The organism is Pseudomonas sp. Root71, from assembly GCF_001429045.1.
Taxonomy (GTDB): domain Bacteria; phylum Pseudomonadota; class Gammaproteobacteria; order Pseudomonadales; family Pseudomonadaceae; genus Aquipseudomonas; species Aquipseudomonas monachiensis.
In genome coordinates this window covers 461,392-480,107 of sequence record NZ_LMHY01000029.1, presented here as the reverse complement: position 1 = coordinate 480,107, position 18,716 = coordinate 461,392, and the positions used below count along the sequence as shown (strand labels likewise).

Annotated in this window: 14 protein-coding genes; 1 reads left to right on the top strand and 13 read right to left on the bottom strand. The window is 54.6% G+C overall.

Going from position 1 to position 18,716, the window contains the following annotated elements:
- Nucleotides 1–85: 85 nt before the first annotated feature.
- From ASD95_RS25975 to ASD95_RS25965, 3 genes are read right to left on the bottom strand one after another with little or no spacing between them, the layout of a single operon-like run.
- On the bottom strand, nucleotides 86–1,456 hold the full coding sequence (locus tag ASD95_RS25975) for a TolC family outer membrane protein (RefSeq protein ID WP_082563024.1): 1,371 nt from the start codon (nucleotides 1,454–1,456) through the stop codon (nucleotides 86–88).
- 35 nt (nucleotides 1,457–1,491) lie between these two features.
- On the bottom strand, nucleotides 1,492–2,814 hold the full coding sequence (locus ASD95_RS25970; protein ID WP_056727143.1) for an HlyD family type I secretion periplasmic adaptor subunit: 1,323 nt from the start codon (nucleotides 2,812–2,814) through the stop codon (nucleotides 1,492–1,494).
- 13 nt (nucleotides 2,815–2,827) lie between these two features.
- Nucleotides 2,828–4,570: a type I secretion system permease/ATPase gene (locus ASD95_RS25965; RefSeq protein ID WP_056727443.1), complete on the bottom strand. Its 1,743-nt coding sequence runs from the start codon at nucleotides 4,568–4,570 to the stop codon at nucleotides 2,828–2,830.
- A 289-nt stretch (nucleotides 4,571–4,859) separates the two neighbouring features.
- Here ASD95_RS25965 and ASD95_RS25960 point away from each other — a divergent pair, with 289 nt between their 5' ends.
- On the top strand, nucleotides 4,860–6,626 hold the full coding sequence (locus ASD95_RS25960) for a calcium-binding protein (RefSeq protein WP_056727144.1): 1,767 nt from the start codon (nucleotides 4,860–4,862) through the stop codon (nucleotides 6,624–6,626).
- Nucleotides 6,627–6,725: 99 nt separating this feature from the next.
- On the opposite strand, the gene ASD95_RS25955 is transcribed toward ASD95_RS25960, so the two are convergent.
- From ASD95_RS25955 to asnB, 10 genes are all read right to left on the bottom strand, one after another.
- The gene (locus ASD95_RS25955; RefSeq protein WP_056727145.1) at nucleotides 6,726–7,061 is read right to left on the bottom strand and encodes a ComEA family DNA-binding protein; all 336 of its coding nucleotides are present in this window, start codon (nucleotides 7,059–7,061) and stop codon (nucleotides 6,726–6,728) included.
- Between the two features lie 113 nt (nucleotides 7,062–7,174).
- The gene (locus ASD95_RS25950) at nucleotides 7,175–9,169 is read right to left on the bottom strand and encodes a polysaccharide biosynthesis protein (RefSeq protein WP_056727146.1); all 1,995 of its coding nucleotides are present in this window, start codon (nucleotides 9,167–9,169) and stop codon (nucleotides 7,175–7,177) included.
- A gap of 103 nt (nucleotides 9,170–9,272) precedes the next feature.
- Nucleotides 9,273–10,298, bottom strand: coding sequence for an MraY family glycosyltransferase (locus tag ASD95_RS25945; RefSeq protein WP_056727147.1), 1,026 nt, complete (start codon nucleotides 10,296–10,298; stop codon nucleotides 9,273–9,275).
- A 52-nt stretch (nucleotides 10,299–10,350) separates the two neighbouring features.
- Nucleotides 10,351–11,325 (bottom strand): UDP-glucose 4-epimerase family protein, encoded by a 975-nt coding sequence (locus ASD95_RS25940; RefSeq protein ID WP_082563015.1) that lies wholly within the window; start codon nucleotides 11,323–11,325, stop codon nucleotides 10,351–10,353.
- Nucleotides 11,326–11,345: 20 nt separating this feature from the next.
- A complete protein-coding gene (wecB, locus tag ASD95_RS25935; RefSeq protein WP_056727148.1) occupies nucleotides 11,346–12,473 on the bottom strand; it encodes a non-hydrolyzing UDP-N-acetylglucosamine 2-epimerase in 1,128 nt (375 codons plus the stop codon).
- Nucleotides 12,466–13,476 (bottom strand): polysaccharide biosynthesis protein, encoded by a 1,011-nt coding sequence (locus ASD95_RS25930; protein ID WP_056727149.1) that lies wholly within the window; start codon nucleotides 13,474–13,476, stop codon nucleotides 12,466–12,468. The genes wecB and ASD95_RS25930 overlap by 8 nt, the downstream gene beginning before the upstream one ends.
- A gap of 33 nt (nucleotides 13,477–13,509) precedes the next feature.
- Nucleotides 13,510–14,367: a dTDP-4-dehydrorhamnose reductase family protein gene (locus tag ASD95_RS25925; protein WP_056727150.1), complete on the bottom strand. Its 858-nt coding sequence runs from the start codon at nucleotides 14,365–14,367 to the stop codon at nucleotides 13,510–13,512.
- Nucleotides 14,364–15,608, bottom strand: coding sequence for a glycosyltransferase family 4 protein (locus ASD95_RS25920; RefSeq protein WP_056727151.1), 1,245 nt, complete (start codon nucleotides 15,606–15,608; stop codon nucleotides 14,364–14,366). Before ASD95_RS25920 ends, ASD95_RS25925 begins: the two co-directional genes overlap by 4 nt.
- A 3-nt stretch (nucleotides 15,609–15,611) precedes the next feature.
- Nucleotides 15,612–16,751, bottom strand: coding sequence for a glycosyltransferase family 4 protein (locus ASD95_RS25915; RefSeq protein WP_056727152.1), 1,140 nt, complete (start codon nucleotides 16,749–16,751; stop codon nucleotides 15,612–15,614).
- Nucleotides 16,752–16,775: 24 nt separating this feature from the next.
- The gene (asnB, locus tag ASD95_RS25910; protein WP_056727153.1) at nucleotides 16,776–18,701 is read right to left on the bottom strand and encodes an asparagine synthase (glutamine-hydrolyzing); all 1,926 of its coding nucleotides are present in this window, start codon (nucleotides 18,699–18,701) and stop codon (nucleotides 16,776–16,778) included.
- Nucleotides 18,702–18,716: the final 15 nt, after the last annotated feature.

Here is an 18,716-nt window from a genome sequence, read left to right as displayed (position 1 = left end):
TGTCGAGGGCTGCGCTTTCCCTTCAAGCGCAGCCCGACTCGACCAATAGCTTTAGCTACGCAAAGAGCATTTAACGGACGACAACTTATTCCCGCAGCGTCTCTGGTGAAGTGATCGCCTGATCATTTCCACTCAACCAGAGATTGACGCTTTCGACACTTTCTTCCGACAACTTTCCGGCCCAGCGATTCAGGATAAAAAGGTTGGTTATAAAGTCGTATTGAGTCTTGAGCAGATCGCGACGTGCCTTGAATTCATTCTGTACCGCGGTCAAAACATCCACGGCATTAACCACGCCATAGGTAAATGCTTTTTCAGCCGCAATGCGCGATTGCTCGGCCGAGGCCAGTGCATTGCGGTTTGCGTGGATCTTTTCCACGCTTGAGTCTGCAGTCAAATACGCGTTTGTCGTTTCCTTGACCACTTGGCGGCGCGTCGCGACCAATTGCTGTTCTGCGGTGAGCTGATCCTGATACAGCTGCCTTACCCGCGCGGATGTCGTGCCACCGCTATAGATCGGAATCTGTACTCCCACACCCGCGACATAGCTGTCGGTCTGTGGCGCCAACGAATTGTTGTAGCCTTCATTGGTCTGCTGCGCACTCAGGTTCAGATTGACCGTGGGATAGTGCCCGCCCTTACCTTCGCGCAGGGCAGCCTCTGCTGCGTCCTGTGCATTTTCGCTGGCCTTGATCGCCGGATTGTCGGCGATCGCCAAATTGACCCAACTTTCCAGGCTTTCGGCAGACACTTTCAATTCGACGTCATTACGCACACGACTCAGTTTCTCTTTGACCGGCCGTCCGATAATTTCCGACAACGCAACACGGCTCAGGCTGGACTGGTTACGCGCTTCGACTTCCTGGGCCGCCAGCGAATCAACTCGGGCCTGGAGATCCAGCAAATCGGTCACCATCGCCAACTGTTTGCTGTAAAGCGCACTGACCCTGTCGAGGTTCTTCTGGGTAGCCCTGCGTTCGGCCCGCACCAATTCAAGTTCATCATCGGCAGCCAGCGCGGCAAAATATCGCTGTGCAAGATCCACAGTGGCCTCGGCCTGAGCCTCTTTTGATTCGGAGTCAGCCTGCTTTGCCAGGCTTTTATAGCGCTGGTAGTTTTCCCAGGCAGCCTTGTTGTACAACGGTTGGGTCAACCCCACCGAATAGTTGCGACTGTCGTAGGCCTCGTCGATTTGAAGATTGGACTGTTTGATCCGGTTGAAACCCGCGTTGGCCGTCACTGAAGGCAACAGACTGCCAAACGCCTGGTTTTGCTGCTCGACCCCGGATTGAGCCTTGGAGTAAGAGGAGATCACCCGTGGGTCTTCCAGGCGCGACTCGCGGTACAACTGCATCAAGTCGACCGAGTAGCTCTGTTTACTGACCGAAGCTGTTTGCGGCGTAGTGATAGAGGGGGGGGCGGTGGGAACTTCAGCGGCGTGGACAGGCAATGCCATTGAACCCAAAACCAGGCAGGGAATCAGACGCACGATCACTCCTCGATCATTGACTGGGCAATAACGTCACGTGCCGGCTGCATCAGGTATTGCAGCATGGTGCGCTCTCCGGTGTTGATCAATACGTCTGCCGGCATGCCCGCCAACAACTTGCGATCTCCCAGTTTCCGCGCGCCCTCCCCTGTCACGCTGATGCGGGCCAGATAGTACGGTGCACTGGTTTTCTCGTTGATCAAGCGATCGCCGGATACACTCGTCACTCGACCTTCGATGACCGGTGTCGTGGCCGTGTTAAAGGCACTGAAGCGAATGTCCGCCAACTTGCCGATAGCGATTCGGTCGATGTCATTGGGTGAGACCTGTGCCTCGACCACCAGGTCGGAAACGGATGGAACGATATCCAGCAAGGGCGTTGCGGGTCGCACAACGCCACCGATGGTGTGGACCGTCATGCCAATCACCATCCCGTCTTCCGGAGCGCGAATAATCACCCTGCTCAGGCGATCCTCCAGCGCCGAGGCTTTTTCCTGCAGGTCGTAGGCCTTGGTCTGGGTCTCTGCCAACTGCTTGGTAACGTCGGCGTTGAAGTCTTTGTCGATCTGCAGGATCTGCAACTGGGTTTCGTTGATCTGCAACCTGGTCTTGATATTTGTCGAGCGGTGATCCGCCACCTCAGACTTGAGCAAGTCCAGCTTGCGCGCCTGTTCCAGCATCCGCTGTTTGTCGACAAAACCCTGGGCCAGCAACTCTTTCAACTCGGCAATTTCGCCGCTGTAGGATTCCTGCAAGCTGGTCTTGGTACCGATCATGGTGTCGGTTCCCTTGATTTGCTGGTTCAACTGACCAATGCGCTCTTGCAGGACCGAGATTTGCCCAAGTCGCGAGCTACGCCGCGCGTTGAATACCTGAGTCTCGCCGAAACGCGCCTCGACACTGCGCTGACTATCGGAATTGATATCGCTCGGGAAGGCAATTGTCGGAAGGTTATCGCGCTCGGCGAGCAACCGCGCCTCGGCCGTCCTGGCAGCGATCAACTGGCTACGGGTCATCTCGTATTCGGAGCGCAATTGAGCGTCATCGAGAACGATGATCGGGTCGCCCTTCTTCACCACATCGCCGTCATGGGCAAGCAGATCCTTGACGATGCCGCCCTCCAGATGCTGCACGGTCTTGCGATACGTTTGCACGGTAACGACGCCCGGCGCGTAGGCCGCGCCATCAAGTGGGGCAAACGTCGCCCACCCGCCGAACAGGCCGAACGTCACCAATACAATGAAAAATCCTGTTCGGCGTACGGATCTGTCGGACGTGGGCAGATCTGCGAAAGTATCGGCAGGAGTAGCGAGCGTACGGTTCATCGAGAGTTTCCTGTCAAACGTCGGTCGACGCGACGTCTGTGCCGGCCCGGGCAGCCGGCTTCTGCTGAGCGGCCAATTGAGGCGCATTGAGTTGTGCGAGGACCTGATCCCGCGGGCCATACAGGCTGATGGTGCCAGCGTTCATCACCAGCAAGCGGTCGAGCTGGGCCAGGATCGAGGTCCGGTGGGCGATGACGAAGACCGTCGCCCCCGTGAGTTTCAACTGTTGCAGCGCCAACGCCAGTGCACGCTCGCCAACTTCGTCCAGATGAGCGTTCGGCTCATCCAGAACGATAAGCCGCGGGCTGCCATAGAGTGCCCGGGCCAGTCCGATACGCTGACGTTGCCCACCCGACAGATTGATGCCCCCCTCGCCGATGACCGTATCGTAGCCATTGGGCAGCATCAGAATCATTTCATGGACACTGGCGGTCCTGGCCGCCAGCACCACCTGGTCCGGATCAACGACACCGAAACGCGCGATGTTGTCGCTGATAGTGCCTTCGAACAATTCAATGTCTTGCGGCAAATACCCAAGGTGCGGCCCCAATTGGCTTTTGTCCCAATTGGCAATATCGGCGCTATCCAGACGAACGACCCCATTCTGTGGCTTCCACACACCCATCAAGGCCTTGCCAAGCGTCGACTTGCCGGAGGCGCTAGGGCCGACAACACCGATCATCGCGCCTGCTGGCGCGTTGAAGCCGATGCCTTTGATGATCGGGCTTCTTGATCCCGGAGCACCCAGCGTGAGGTTCTCTACCGTCACATGGCCGATTGGAGCGGGTAATTGCATACGCTCAGGTTCGGCATTTTGCTGGTCGAGAACGCTGTTCAGGCGCGCGTATTGTGAACGGGCAGAGATGAACCCCTTCCAACTGCCGATCATCAGGTCCAGCGGCGCCAGCGCTCGACCCAACAACACGGAGCCTGCGATCACCAGCCCAGGGCTGATCTCATGGCTGACTGCAAGATAAGCACCAAGGCCAAGGATCAGAGATTGAACAAGCAAACGGAAAGTCTTGGATATCGATGTGATGATCCCGCTTCGATCGCTGGCTCGGGACTGCAACAGCAGCACGTTCTTTTGACGCAGACTCCAGCGTGACATGAGTGAGTCAAGCATGCCCATGGACTCGATCACTTCGGCATTGCGCAAGTTCTTGGTGGTATGCAGCGTCGCACCAATGCTCTGCTTGTTGGCCTCTGCCAGAACTTTGCCCGTGGATCGCTCATTGATACTGGCCAACGCCAGCAAAACCACCGCACAACCGATTGCCGTCCAGCCGTACCAAGGGTGAAACAGGAACAGCACTGCGATATAGATCGGCAGCCACGGCGCATCGAAAAACGCGAACAGACCGTTCCCGGACATGAACTGGCGCAGCCCGGTCAGGTCGCTGAGCGACTGGGCCGAGGCATCCATGCCACCGCTGTCCAGGGCCCGCTTGAAACTGGCCCTGTAGACATCGCGGCCAAGCAACACGTCGAGCCTGGTGCTGACGCGAACCATGATCCGCGAACGTACCCACTCCAGCAGACCCATCGTCACGAGCAGGAAGGTCAGGATAATGGTCAACATGGCCAGCGTCGTCAGGCTGCCGCCCGTGACGACCCGCCCGTAGACCTGAAGCATGTAGAAGGTCGGGACCAACATCAGTGCATTGATGAACAGACTGAAAAAACCCACCGATATAAAGCTGCTCCTGCAGGCCCTCAGGGCTACTTGCAGGCTGTTTTCGGGTGTACTGCGTATCATCTGGGAACTGACAACCTAGTGTGTTGATCGGGCGTTGCGGGGCGCGCGAGTGTATCACCTGAGCACGGCTTGCAGAATGAAATTGCCAGCATCCTGGCGTTGCAATGCAGTCGACGAGCCGCGCGGGTCCTTGATCTCTGGAGATTTATAATTGCGCTATAGTTGAGAATGCTTCTTTAACATACTGGCCAAAGAACTGTAACATATGTGAAATTTTGGCCAGCAACGCCGTTTGCAGAACGATTCGGATATCGGGAGCGGCCACCCAATCAACATGGAGTCACTTTTGATCAATTATTTTTCTTTACTCGCCGATATCGTCCGGGAAGAAGCTTCGGCAACCGGCGCATTGCTGCAAGACGTTGCCCGCGAACTATTGTCCACCAATACAACTCACTCGAATGGTGCCTGGTGGGTTGCCCACGGCAATGACCCCTTCTATACCGCCGAGCAAATCTACAAAACCGTCACAGGCGATCCGACTGCCGAACGCGCGGAACTTCTGTGCGGCAATATGGTTAACATATTCAGCGGCCTGTGCGCGGAACTTGGCCTGCAAAAACGCACCATCTGGACGTACTCAGACACCCAAGGGTACTTTCAGGGACATACGTACCTTGAAATTTTTAATACCACAACCAACAAGTGGGAAATCCAGGACGCGGACTATAACGTCTATTACACCGACGTTCGCACGGGCGAGCGTGTCGGTGTCAAGGACATGATGAATGCAGACGACGTTGAATACTTCATCCCTAATAATGCAACTGAATCCGGATGGTCGGAGACAGGTGCAGAAGCCTTGCGCCTGGCTAATCTATATGCTGCGCAAATAATCACAACGGAGCATAAGCTCTATACCAGTAACGACAGTCTGAGTGATACCTTGCTTGCCAGCATTGCCAACTCTCTGAGCGGTGTCTTTGACTATACGGTAGCAAGCGGCGTTGGCGATCTGACCGTCACGCATCTTACAGATAGCAACGCCGTCACCAACAACGGGAGAGCCACGGTCACCGGCACCTCGAGCGCTGACTTCATTTCATATGATGGCAGTTCACTCAGCCCGGTGTTCGCTACGCTCATCGGGGGAGCGGGCGATGACACGCTCGCGCTACGTTTTTCCGGTGGTCAACTTTACGGTAATGAGGGCAATGACGTCCTGATTGGCGGGCAACTGGCAGATCTTCTGGTCGGCGGCACTGGCGATGACTACACGTCTGGTGGTTACGGTGCAGACCAGTACGTGTTTTCGAAGGGCGATGGCTTCAACGACACCATCGACAGCTTCGGTGTAGGTGCCGATCAAGTGGTTTTCCTCGGCGTCAGCGGCACCGGCGGCACCGGCCGTACGCAAATTTCGGAAAAAGAGTTCAATTTCAGGATTGACCAGAAGCTGACCTCGGACGGCGTCTATCTTCGCTATGACACCGATGGCGATGCACGTTTTGATGGCGGGATGCTGATCGAAGGCCGTACGACGCTGCTCACCACCAACGACACTACGTTTGTTTTCAACGCTGACCCGCTCAAAGGCTTCAACACAACGGCTGTCGCCGGCAATCCTGGTTCCGGGTACGCCGATAAAATCTACGGTGGCAGTGCAGCAGACAAAATCCTCTACGTCGGCACACAGGGCGCAGAACTGGCTGGCAGCACCAGCGGAGTAAACAGTGGCAATGACATCATCCAGTCTCACTCGGATGCAAATTGCTCGCTATACGGCCAAGATGGTAACGACGTGTTGGCTGGAGGAAACGGCAGCGACTTCATCGTCGGTGGCACCGGCAACGACCTCTTGATTGGCGGAAAAGGGCGAGATGTTTTCGCATTCAACGCAGGCTCTGGCGCGGACACCATCCAGGACTTCAAACAAGGCGAAGACACCCTGTATATCTATGGCTGGACGACTACCAAGTCAGTGACGCAAACGCTGCAAGACAACGGGCTGGTTGTGACCTTCGACACCGCGGGTGATGGCGCTCACGGTGGCAACATCACGCTACTTGGCCAGACCACCTTGCTGAACAATACCGACCTGTTCTTTGCCTGAATGCGGATGACCGACAACAACGGGTTGTACCGCCGGGCATGAATCCCGCTACAGAAAAAGGCCGATCAATGATCGGCCTTTTTTTGCTTGATGAACCCGCTAGTTCACCTCGACCCTGTCGCGATTTCTATCCAGAAGCGCTTTGCCGATCCCCTTCACCTCCAGTAATTCGTCAACTGAGGCAAACGCACCATTACTTTCACGATAAGCAACAATCGCTTTCGCCTTGGCCTCGCCCACCCCAGCCAGCTCACGTTGCAGCGTAGGTACATCAGCACTATTGAGATCGACTTTGCCGGATGGTGCCTTGGCGGCCACATCCTGCACCAGAGGCGCACTCGTCACCTCAGGTGCCTTGACAGGCGCGGCGCTTGCCGTAACAGAGGCGCTGGTGAGAAGGGCGAATACCAGAGAGTAGAAACTGCTTGTACGCATTAGTGAAGCTCCATGCCATCGTTTGGGAAAGCAGCTTTTTCCAAGGCTGCTCTCCAAACTTAGGCGATGCTATTGAACTGTCAAAAATGTGTACGTTACTGGATATGAAACAATCAGGGTTCCAGGCGGCGCTGCTGGTAGATCCAGTCGACGATCTCACCGTCCGGGGTGTAGCCGCTGACAGTGTCACGCAACAGTTGGCGGACGCGCGTGTAGTCGTCCTGATCCACGGCGGCGAGCAACTCGGTCAACTTGACCTTCAGCGAATCCCAGGACAGGTGGTCCTCGTTGGCCGTCATGATCATCGGGTGCTGGGTGGCCGCCACGTTGTCACCGATCAGCAGCTCTTCGTAAAGCTTCTCGCCCGGACGCAGCCCGGTGAACTCGATAGCGATGTCGCCATGCAGGTTTTTTTCCGAGCGCACGCTCAGGCCGGACAAATGGATCATCTTCTCGGCCAGTTCGACGATCCTCACCGGCTCGCCCATGTCCAGGACAAAGACATCACCACCCTGCCCCATGGAGCCAGCCTGAATCACCAGCTGTGCCGCTTCAGGAATGGTCATGAAGTATCGCGTGATCTTCGGATGTGTGACCGTCAGCGGGCCGCCCGACTTGATCTGCTTGTGAAACAACGGAATGACCGAACCCGACGATCCCAGGACGTTACCAAACCGTACCATCGTGAAGCGCGTTTTGTTCACACGGGAAACATTACCCGTATCACCGAACAACACCGGGGCCAACTCACGACTCAGCGCTTGCAACGTCAACTCGGCAAGGCGCTTGGTGCTACCCATGACATTGGTTGGTCGCACAGCCTTGTCGGTGGAAATCAGTACAAAGTTGGCCACCCCTGCCTGGAGCGCGGCCTGGGCCGTATTGAGCGTGCCTATCACATTATTGAGCACGCCTTCGGCAATGTTGTGTTCGACCATGGGTACATGCTTGTAGGCCGCGGCGTGATATACCGTGTCTACTCGCCAGGTTTTCATGACATCCAGTAACTTGTCCGGGTTACGAACCGACCCGAGAATCGGTAAAAGACGGATGGACAGCGACTCTCGAGCGATCCGCTGCTCCAGTTCGGACAAGATGGAATAAAGATTGAACTCACTGTGTTCGAACAGTAGAAGCGTTGTCGGACGCAGCGTCAGAATCTGCCGGCAAAGCTCGGAGCCAATGGAGCCCCCGGCGCCCGTGACCAGCACGGACTGCCCTGTGATGCAATGTTCGAGCAAATCAGCCTGGGCCGGGACTGCGTCACGCCCGAGCAGGTCTGCGATGTCCACTTCCTGGATATCATCGACCTTGACCCGGCCGCTTGCCAGGTCCATGAAACCCGGGACGCTTCGAACGTGTAACGGAAAGCCTTCGAGAAACCCGAGAATCTCGCGACGGCGCCCACGGTTGGACGATGGAATGGCGAGGAGAATTTCCTGAGCGCCCGTGTTGTCGATCATCTGCTGGATGTTCTTGGGCGTGTACACCTGCAACCCGGAGATCACCCTGTCGGCGATACCGCTATCGTCATCGATAAAAGCAACAGGCCGCATGACGCGCCCCATCCGCAATGCAGCAACCAGTTGATTACCCGCGGCTCCCGCGCCGTAGATGGCCACTTTCGGCAGACCATCATCCCTGCTGGTGAACGGGACATGCTGAGCTGCGCTGAACCAGTCGCCCATGAAATACTGGCGCATGGCCAAGCGTAATCCGCCGACCATGATCAGGCTCAACCACCAATAGTTGAAAATGATCGAACGAGGAACGACGTTTTGATGATTGCTGTACCAGTACACTACAACGCCAAGTATCAAGGATGACAGTGTCACTGCCTTGATAATGGCAATCAGCGCGTCATTTCCAAAGTAACGCATGACAGCACGGTACATGCCAAAGCGGACGAAAAGAGGAATGGCAATGACAGGTGTACTGACAAAAAGCCAGACGTGCTGAGTGAACGGGTTGATCAACTCGTCCAGCCCAAGACGCACGACAAACGCCATCCACAGGGCAAACCAGACCAACAAAATATCCGTCAGAACCTGCAGAATACGTTTATGTCGTCTTGGCAGACTTAACAACCTTGCCCGAATCTTATCCATAACCCCTCTAAACACCTCTCGAAGCTCCTAGCATTGATACAGCAACTACAGCTTTCGGTAACTCACTTGCCGATAAAGCAATACTCAAAAACCAATGCGCCCATCACGCCTTGCCAGCGATTTCCAACTCGCCTGCGTGAAACCTGAAAGCCAGCAACACCAGAGGCACGTAGGCCAGGACCAACCCCGCCACGCCATCGAGATATTGCAGGACGACCAATATAGCCACTGGTACTAACCACAACAAATTGATTGCAGCGATTGCCAGCGTGACCGCCCGATGGCTGCCATATTTTCGTGAAGCATACTGGTATCCATGGCTGCGATGGGCCTCATAAACCTTATCCCCGCGCAACAGCCGACGAATGAGGGTAAAGGTCGCATCAACAATAAAGACGCCCAACAAAATGAGCCAGGCCCAGAGAAACAGTGGATTCGTCCATGCCGCATGAAGCGACATCACCGCCAACACGATCCCCAGAAAACCACTGCCTGCATCGCCCATGAAGATCTTCGCGGGCGGGAAATTCCAGGCAAGGAAACCCGATACGGCCATCGCCAGTACAAGCGGCGCAATGGCGAGGCTGGTGTGGCCTGCGATCCAGTAGACCAGGCAAGCACCGACACAGGCGCAAATCGCCTCGACGCTGGCCAGACCATCAATGCCATCCATGAAGTTGTAGAGGTTGAGCATCCAGACCAGATAGAACGCGGCGATGACATAACCGAACCAGCCGAGACTGAACTCGAAACCGAACATATTGATCGGAGCTATCCCCCCAATCCAGAACAATGCCCAGATGGCACCACCGAAATGCGCAAGCAGGCGCCAACGCGCGGCGATATGCCCATGGTCGTCGAGAAAACCAACGATTGCGATCCAGCCGCCAGCCCCCAGCAGAGCCAGCGCCATCGGCCAGGCAAGCGCATCTGTCCAGGCCAGGACAGGCAGCGCAATCAGAAAACTCAGGACGATAGCCACACCACCACCCCGGGGGGTCGGAACCGAATGTGAACTACGCGCATTAGGAATATCTATCAAGCTGCGTGCCAATGCGTATTTGCGCAATGCACCTGTGCCCAAGAATGAAACACCCACCACCAACGCCAACAACCATATTGTGTTCAAAGGTCAACTTCCTGAAACAGCCAAAATCAATTCTGCAATTGAACCGGCACTGTCATAAGCCAGCTTGGCGCTGGCTTTCCTTGTAGTGATTGGCAGTCGACGCAAGCGCCTCATCGACGCTGACCGGAGGAGCCCAACCCAGCAATTCTCGAGTTTTGCTGATATCGACCTGCAACGATCCGCACAGTCGTTGCGACAAAGCCTGTTTGCCCAGAAGTTGCGCCCCCCGCTCAAGCAATATGCTCGGCACAGGCAACAAGCGTGCAGGTTTACCCAATGCCTGCGCCATCCGCGTCAGCAACTGTGTCGTGGACAAGTCCTCACCATCGCTGACGAGAAAGGTCTGATTGGCGGCGGCTGGATGACGGATACAGGTGACGATCAGATCGGACAGGTTTTCGAGCGCGACCAGGCTGCGCCGATTATGGATAGCCCCGAACGGCAAGGGAATGCCCTTGTCCAGCCAACGCATCATATTCAGAAAGTTGGCTCTCACACCCGGGCCGTAAACGAGCACCGGACGGATGATGACCACTTCCATCCCGCTGACGCCAGCAATCTCTCGCAGCCCCTGCTCGGCCTCCATTTTCGAAATGCCATACGGATCGCCAGGCGCGGGTGTCGCGTCGGCGAAGTACGGCTGATTGATCGGCGTACCTTCGCCATTGACCTTGATCGAACTGATGAACACGAAGCGACGAATACCCAGCGCGGCGGCTTGCCTTGCTAGGCTTAGCGTGCCTTCGACATTCACCTTGCGAAACGCCTCCAGCGGATCGGATTCGGTGTCATTCATGACGTGAACGCGAGCCGCGCCATGAATGACAACCTCCACTTGATCCAGCGCCTGCGACCAGTCGGTATCAGCACTGAGCCCGGCGGTTCGAACGGTAGTAACGCGCGAAGGACAGTCAGGCAGGGCGTGCCCACGAATGGCTGCCACCGGTTCCAGGTCGTCAGAGGCAGCTAAACGACCCAATACCGCACGACCAACGAAACCCGTAGCACCTGTCAATAAAACACGCATTTTTCAAACCTCGACGACGCTCAGGATTTCGACCAGACAGTACGATTGATGTAGTCGGTGTAACTCAACACGACCCGAACTACCTGCTTCGACACAGGCCCTGCCTGGTAATCCCTCACAACCGGGATAACACGCTGGGTACGATCATGCTGGCTGGTTACCACACGTACGGCATCGAGAACGCCCTCGACTTTCAGGCCACTCATGATGAGAGTGCCTTCGTCCATCCCCTCCGGACGCTCGTGCGCATTACGAATGGTAATGGCAGGCAAATTCAGAAGAGAGGCTTCCTCGGTGATGGTGCCGCTGTCGGACAGTACGCAGAACGCCGACATCTGCAACTTGATGTAGTCGAGCAGGCCGAATGGCTTCGAGAAGCGAATCAGAGGGTGGTCCAGCGATTCCCCGATCGCTTCCAGACGCTTGCGGGTACGAGGATGCGTAGAAACGATGATGGGGTACTGATACTTGTCCGCCAGGGCTCGCAGCGTTTTGAGCAAGTCGCGAAGATTCTCCGGCGTATCGACGTTTTCTTCACGGTGGGCGCTGATGATGAAGAACTTGTCCTGCTCCAGGCCTTCTCGTGCCAGCACGTCGGAGGTGAGGATTTTCGGCATGTAATAGTCGAGCACCTCCTCCATGTGCGACCCGGTCTTGATGATGGTTTCAGGACGAATCCCTTCCGCGATCAGGTAACGCCGGGCATGCTCGGTGAGGACCATGTTGATATCGCTGAGGTGATCGAGCACCTTGCGATTCAGTTCTTCAGGGACGCGCTGGTCAAAGCAGCGGTTACCGGCCTCCATGTGGAACACCGGAATCTTCCGACGCTTGGCAGCAATGACGGCCAGGCAGGTATTGGTATCGCCATAGAGCAGAAGCGCATCAGGCTTTTCAGCCTCGAATACTTCATCCGCCTTCGAAATCACTTCGGCAATGGTCTTGGCTGCGGTATCACCGGCGGCACCCAGAAAGTAATCAGGTTTACGAATTTCGAGATCATCGAAAAAAACCTGATTCAATTCGAAGTCGTAGTTTTGGCCCGAGTGAACCAATACATGATTAACCTGCTTATCAAGCTCGGCAATAACGCGGCTCATCTTGATAAGTTCTGGTCGCGTACCAACCAGCGTCATGACCTTAAGCATCAAGTTGCTCCTGAATGTATTCCAGATTCAACAGAACTTTCTTCACGCCCTCTACATCAAGACGCTCAGTGTTGTGGGAGGTGTAGTCGTCGAGATCGGAAATCTCCTGTTCGCCCTCAACAAAAAACTTCTTGTAGTTAAGGTCGCGATTGTCCGAAGGAATACGGTAGTAGCGTCCCATGTCTTCGGCCTTGGCCATTTCTTCACGAGAGATCAGCGACTCGTAGAGTTTTTCGCCGTGGCGAGTACCAATGACCTTGACGGCATTGTCACGGGCGAACAGTTCCTTGAGCGCTTGCGCCAGGTCCGCCACTGTCGAGGCAGGTGCTTTCTGGACGAAAATATCACCTTGCTCGGCGTGCTCGAACGCATGCAGAACCAGATCGACAGAATCCTCGAGCGACATCAGGAAGCGTGTCATGTTCGGGTCGGTGACAGTCAGCGGCTCGCCGCTCTGCAGCTGATTGATGAACAGCGGGATCACCGAACCACGGGATGCCATGACGTTACCGTAGCGGGTTGCGCAGATCACCGGACCTGTCGCGGGAATCATCCGCGACTTGGCAACCATCAGCTTCTCAGCCATGGCCTTGGAAATACCCATCGCATTGATCGGATAAACAGCCTTGTCGGTGCTGAGCACAACAACGCGCTGTACACCCGAAGCGATGGCCGCATTCAGAACGTTTTCGGTACCCATGACGTTGGTACGCACCGCTTCCATTGGGTAAAACTCGCAGGAAGGCACCTGCTTCAGCGCGGCGGCGTGGAAAATGTAGTCCACCCCCACCATAGCCTGGTCAAGGCTATCGCGATCACGTACGTCACCGATATAGAACTTCACTTTGTCGTTCGACAAGGCAATGCGCATATCTTCCTGCTTTTTCTCGTCACGGCTGAATACGCGAATTTCTTTTACGTCGGTATCCAGGAAACGCTTCAACACCGTATGGCCAAACGAGCCGGTACCGCCCGTGATCATCAAAACTTTATTATCGAACATAACGACCTTCCCAAAACTGATTGAATTAAATGATCAACGCAACGCACGCATCGATTTAACCAATTCCAACCATGAAGGTGGAACGTAACCGGTTGCAGCCTGAAACTTCGAGGAGTCCAGTGAGCGATCTATAGAAACTTGACTATCGGCGATGATCTCGATTTCCTTTTCGTAAACTTCCGCTACCAGCTTCAGAAGAGAGAGCTTGTCAATCGGCGCCACCGACACATGGTAAAGGCCATGAAGCTGTGGGTTCGGGATCACGTAGTCGCGAATGACACGCGCCAGCTCTACGGTAGGAAGTCCCGAGAAAATGGCCTTCTCATACCCCTTGACCGGCCCGCTCTGGGACAGGAACCAGTCCACCAGTGAATACTGGCTCCCCAGTTCGTGACCAATGATCGAGGTCCGCAGGGTGACGGCATTCAGATCCGTGTGCAGCTCACCGATGTACTTGGACTTACCGTAGAGATCCTCTGCATCGGAGATATCCTCCTCTGCGTACATGCCTTTGCGGCCAGAAAATACGCAATCGGTGCTGATATGAATCAGGCGGGAACCGGCCAACGCGCACAACTTGGCAATGCGATGCGGCAACATGGCATTGATAGGGAGTGCGGAAAGCGGATCCTTGGCATCGGCCAATTGCTTGATGAGCCCGACGCAGTTGATGACGACATCCGGCTTGACCCGTGCCAGCACCGAAACCAGCGAATCCTGGTCAAGCACATCGACATTGCTGATCAACGAACTGTGCATGTCCTCAGAAAAGTATTTTGCGCCACCTGGATTGCGCAAAGTGCCCCACACCTCGTAGTGCGGGTTTCCATGGAATTGCCTGAACACTGTGCTACCCAGCATTCCGGTGACCCCTAACACGAGAACTTTCATTTTGAGCTACCTTTTAATTCATTGATCCTGCTACTGAGAATTTCGACCAGACGCTGGCTTTGCCGCTCCATTTCGAAATGCTCGAGGTAGTACGCCCGACCTGCCTGCCCCAGCGATTCCCGCTCATCCGAAGTCATGCGGAAAAGTTGCTCGATGCAATTGGCCATACCTTCGGCGTCTTGCGCCGCGGTAGTCAGGCCGGCTCCCGCCTCTTGAATGACGCGCGCGCCCTCGCCGTCCAGCGCGGCGATAATCGGCCTCCCCGCTGCCAGGTACGCCTGAACTTTACTGGGGATGGTATAGGAGAACGCCTCATCCTGCTTCAACGTCACCAATAATCCCTCGGCGCGACTGAAAAAATGCGGCATTTCAGTGGCCGCAAAGCGTCCGGCGAGAACCAGGTTGTCCAAACCGCGGGACTTCTTCTGGGTTTCGATCCAGCCCGACATACTGCCGCTTCCGACCAGAACAATCCTGAGTTCCGACAGATGGCGAAGCCTGTCAGCTACCTCAACGAGGGTTTCGACCGACTGCGCGGTCCCCAGGTTTCCGGCAAAAACCAGACAGAAATGGTTGTCGAGTTCCGCGAGCAAGGGTGCGGGAATCCGGGCTTCTTCAACACTCGGCGGTACGTCCTGAAATGAGTTGGGGTAATACACGACCTTGCCAGGGCTGGCGTAACGGGAGACCGGCTCTCGAAATGCCCTCGACTGAACAAGAAGCGTATCGACGAAAGCGTAAATGCCTTTCACCAGCCAGCCCACAACGCGCAATATTGCTTTGTTCTTGATGAACCCGGTCGCACTCAGGCTCTCCGGCCAGAGATCCTGAACCCATACAGCCAGATGACTCTTGAGTTTCCACTTCAAGTAAATCGCCGGGATTACCGATGTAATTGGAGATGGCGCGAATACAAAAATCGCATCATAAGCCTCCCCTTTTACTGCTCGGGGGTAGTACATCAAGCCATTCAGGATAAACGACAAATAGTTCAACACGAGGTTTTTTGCACCCGAAGCACCACGAGGTCTAAGTGGTGCGCGGAAAACACTGACGGAGGACTCGAATTTTTCCTCTTGTGCCCCGGAAGCACTATAGCCATTAAAGACGGCGCCATCCGGATAGTTGGGCTTTCCGGTAAGGACCTTTACGACGTGGCCTTGAGCAGATAAAGTTTTGACCAAATCATTGACAATAAAAGACTCTGGCCAAAAATATTGCGACACCACAAGAACCTTCATTTATCAAACACCTTTTTTCGGGCACACGGCCAGCGCCAACAGTTCTGACCATGTTTTTCTTGAGGTTTTTTCCCAGTCAAACTTATCGCTCTGAGTCACTGCCGCAACGGACAGTTTCTTCAAAAGATCAGGACTCGTTAACGCCTCAGACAATACGCGGCCTATATCTTCTGGATCAAACGGAGAAAAATACAGAGCTGCATCCGCTCCGAACTCCGGCATCGGCATTACGTTCGAGCAGATCATCGGCCGGCCAGAAGCAAGCGCTTCGAGCATAATATTAGGGCAGTTCTCGCACGATGAAGCAAACAGATTCAGATAGGCGTGATGATAAAGAGGAGGAAGACTCTGATAGGGAATAGCTCCCAGCAACAGCACGTGCGCTTCGAGGCCAAGCGTTGCAATCAGAGACTTTACCCGCTCGGCTTCGGGCAGGTTTACTTCGCCAACCAGAACCAAGGGGAACTTTTCACGAAGTTCAGCTGGCAAGTTTGCATAAGCACTAACCACCTCATAATGATGTTTGTAAACATCAAATCTCGACACGTACAGAACATATTCACCCGCTGGCAAAAAATCCGGCCGAGGAACGGCATCATCACCGTGAGTCCGAAATACCGAGCCAATTCCGTGAGGAATCGTAACTGGATTCTTGATCCTGGTCAGTGATTCAATGACACTTCGTGCGTAATTGGAAATATATATCGTCAAATCCGCATCGCGCATGCTCTTCAGCATAATACGATTCAACAACCAGTTTCTCAGGCGCTGCAACCCAAGCGGAATGCTTTTGCGTACTCGCAAGTCAAATGGAATCATATTCCGAAACATGGTCGCAACCTTGCAACCTGCCGGCACAGAAGTACCCACTACGCCACCGGGACAAAACAGCACGTCAGCCTTCTCGGCCTTCAAAATACCGGGCAGTACCCACCGCTCCCACACAGCTCTGACAATTGGATTTTCAGTGGGCCACGCTGGTTCGACCCTTCTGATCCTCGGGTGATCCGGCAGCTTGAGTGACGCTGGGGCGAAAACCAGAATCTCAAGGTCCGCATTGTCAGGTACGAACTGAAAAAGATTGATCAGATATGTCTGACCTCCACCAAGACGGGCAGAGAGCGCATTGAAAACTATCTTCATGGAAAACCTTTTGCTCAATCTAAATTAGTGGCTATTTTTATCGAGCCAGGATTGGAACATTAGAATATTCCACAAATGAAGACTCCGATCGTATGTTCCATTCTGATGCTGGAGCCATGCCGAGCGAATTTTCTGACAATCGAAGTAGCCCTCTCTCTTGAGTCGCTCCTCCGTTAACAACTCCTCCGCCCATTCTTTCAGAGGCCCACGCAACCACTGCGCCAGTGGGATAGAGAAGCCCGCCTTGGGTCTATCGAAGAATGAAGTCGGCACGTATCGCTTAAGAAGCTCGCGAAGTGGCCATTTCCCCACGCCATTCTTTATCAGCTGGTCTGACGACAGGGAAAACGCGAGTTCCGCCACTCGATGATCAAGCAGTGGCGCGCGGGTTTCCAGGCTTGCGCTCATCGCTCCACGGTCCACTTTAACCAGCAAGTCATCAGGCAAATACTGAGAGACATCCCAGCGTCGCATTTCCTCGACGTAATCAACTGCCGACTCCCAGGAAGCAACGCCTTGATGTTGCGCATCGACACCCAGGACCACATTGTCGGTCGCCTGCCACTGCGACATCAAACCGGTATACATTTGCGCCAGATTTTCAGAACCCAACAACTCGGACATTCGGTAAATACGCCGACCATTGACCTTGGCCCGAAGGCTGCCAGGCAAAACCGAACAGACGCTGTCCCAGCCTTTGGACGAAAGCGAGCGAAGTGAATAGGCCATGATCTGGCGTGCGGGCAAAGGCAGCTTTTCTATGCGCGCCCAAAGTCCTGCTGTGATCTGATAGCGGGGATATCCGGCAAAAAGCTCATCTCCGCCGTCACCGGACAAGGCTACGGATACATGCTGTTTTGTCATCCTGGAGACCAGGATTGTCGGAATTTGAGAGGAGTCAGCAAAAGGCTCGTCGTATATTTCCGGTAAGTGCGGAATTATAGAAACAGCATCGTCGGCGCCCAGATAAAATTCGGTGTGGTTAGTCCCCAGGTGCTTGGCAATAGCTTTAGCGTAAGGTGCCTCATCAAACTCAGGTTCGTTAAAGCCGATCGTGTAAGTGTTGATGCTGGTAGAGCTTTGCGACTGCATCAACGAAACGATCAAGCTTGAATCGACACCGCCCGACAAAAATGCCCCAAGTGGAACATCGGCGATCATCTGCGATTTTACAGCAGCAGACAATCTTTCACCGACAACGTCTACTACTTCCTTATCGCTGGCCTGCGACAGCTCTTCTCTTAGCTCGCCAGCCGCCGGTAGCGACCAGTAGGAAACGGGCTCTGCCACGCTGGAAAATGAGCCAACACTCAAGTAATGCGCGGGCTGTAACTTCTTAATGCCTTCGTAGATAGATTCCGGAGCCGGAACATAGCCATACCTTACGAACTTCGCTAGCGCATGACGATCAATTCTCAGATCGCTGCCAAATGCCGCCTTGATTGCCTTCAATTCAGAGGAAAAGACAAAACGGTCGCCCACTACACCGTAATAAAGTGGCTTCTCGCCCATTCTGTCTCGGGCTAAAGTAACCGTCTTGGAAACCTTATCCCAGACAGCAAAGGCAAACATACCCACCAGGTTCTCGAGGGTTTTTTGTACACCCCACGCACCGATTGCAGCCAACAACACTTCTGTATCAGAGTGACCACGCCAAACACGCGTCAAACCGGACTCAATCAGCTTTTCGCGCAGTTCATTGAAGTTATATATTTCACCATTAAAAACAATAACAAAGCGCTCGTCATCGGAAATCATCGGCTGACTTCCATGTACCGACAACTCCAGGATCGAAAGCCGTCGGTGCCCCAGCGAAATTCCACTATCGGCATCTGACCAAACTGCTCCATCGTCGGGACCGCGATGCATCAGCGCATCCACCATCTTGCCAACGGCAACGGCGTTTTGCTGATTCAACTTCCACCCGACAACTCCCGCAATTCCGCACATACCTATTCTCTCAAT

Coding starts and splice junctions, on each gene's coding strand:
- ASD95_RS25975 (WP_082563024.1), bottom strand. CDS start 1,456: ATGGCATTGCCTGTCCACGCCGCTGAAGTTCCCACCGCCCCCCCCTCT.
- ASD95_RS25970 (WP_056727143.1), bottom strand. CDS start 2,814: ATGAACCGTACGCTCGCTACTCCTGCCGATACTTTCGCAGATCTGCCC.
- ASD95_RS25955 (WP_056727145.1), bottom strand. CDS start 7,061: ATGCGTACAAGCAGTTTCTACTCTCTGGTATTCGCCCTTCTCACCAGC.
- ASD95_RS25950 (WP_056727146.1), bottom strand. CDS start 9,169: ATGGATAAGATTCGGGCAAGGTTGTTAAGTCTGCCAAGACGACATAAA.
- ASD95_RS25940 (WP_082563015.1), bottom strand. CDS start 11,325: ATGCGTGTTTTATTGACAGGTGCTACGGGTTTCGTTGGTCGTGCGGTA.
- wecB (WP_056727148.1), bottom strand. CDS start 12,473: ATGCTTAAGGTCATGACGCTGGTTGGTACGCGACCAGAACTTATCAAG.
- ASD95_RS25930 (WP_056727149.1), bottom strand. CDS start 13,476: ATGTTCGATAATAAAGTTTTGATGATCACGGGCGGTACCGGCTCGTTT.
- ASD95_RS25925 (WP_056727150.1), bottom strand. CDS start 14,367: ATGAAAGTTCTCGTGTTAGGGGTCACCGGAATGCTGGGTAGCACAGTG.
- ASD95_RS25920 (WP_056727151.1), bottom strand. CDS start 15,608: ATGAAGGTTCTTGTGGTGTCGCAATATTTTTGGCCAGAGTCTTTTATT.
- ASD95_RS25915 (WP_056727152.1), bottom strand. CDS start 16,751: ATGAAGATAGTTTTCAATGCGCTCTCTGCCCGTCTTGGTGGAGGTCAG.
- asnB (WP_056727153.1), bottom strand. CDS start 18,701: ATGTGCGGAATTGCGGGAGTTGTCGGGTGGAAGTTGAATCAGCAAAAC.